The 802-nt window shown below is 22.4% G+C and carries 1 protein-coding gene; it reads right to left on the reverse strand.

Annotated elements, in window-relative coordinates:
* Positions 1-69 precede the first annotated feature (69 nt).
* Positions 70-696: a hypothetical protein gene (locus AJ886_RS07090; RefSeq protein ID WP_070287459.1), complete on the reverse strand. Its 627-nt coding sequence runs from the start codon at positions 694-696 to the stop codon at positions 70-72.
* Between the last annotated feature and the right edge of the window lie 106 nt (positions 697-802).

Below are 802 nucleotides of genomic sequence, written 5' to 3' on the forward strand. Positions count from 1 at the left end.
AGTCTAGAAATTTAGTGATTAAGTCTAATTTAGCTTCTTGTGTTTTAATGTTTTTGCTCATTTATATCCTTACTTAAAATTATCAAAATAGCTACAAGTGAATACTTCTTCATATGTAAAATATAATCCAGAGCCCTCATCGCCTCTTAAGAATACACCATCATTTTCATATTTATATCTTATATATGTAGCAAAAGGCTTGGGCATTTTTTTATATTTTTTATCATATACTATGGTTATAATATTGCCATTTCGTTTCTCGGATTTTATCGTATCTTTTATATCATAATAAGTAAATGTTTCATTAAGTTTTTCATAATAAAAATATTCATAACCATCATCCTTAACTCGTTTTTCTATAGAAGGCTTTTTTTTTGTAAAATCGCTATACAATTCCCAATAAGCTTTATTGTAAATTATTACTTTATTATCTATATCTTTACACAAGCTCTTAAACTCATAATACTGCGGATCCATATATTTATAAGAACATCCTCCTACTAAGAATAATAAAAGATATGCAGGTAAAAGAAACAAAGTAAATTTTTTAAATATTGTTTTAAAATTTATAGTTTTTGTTTTATTTTTTAATTTACAAAAAATTTTAAAGATAAAATATAAAATAATAGAAAATATAAAAACAAAAAAGAAAAATATAAGAATAAATATTAAAAGATTAACAAAGAATTCTAGCATTTATTAACTCCTCTTAATTTTCTCTGTTTTTTCATAAGACAATTTGTAGTGTTGGGCTGATGTTTTAAAAGTTTAAATCTATTTACAAAATCAATAGTTCTTTTAC

The organism is Campylobacter sp. BCW_6465 (assembly GCF_001762815.1).
Lineage (GTDB): Bacteria > Campylobacterota > Campylobacteria > Campylobacterales > Campylobacteraceae > Campylobacter_D > Campylobacter_D jejuni.

Bases quoted from the DNA above. Each gene is read 5' to 3' on its own strand.
- AJ886_RS07090 (WP_070287459.1), bottom strand. From the start codon at position 696: ATGCTAGAATTCTTTGTTAATCTTTTAATATTTATTCTTATATTTTTC.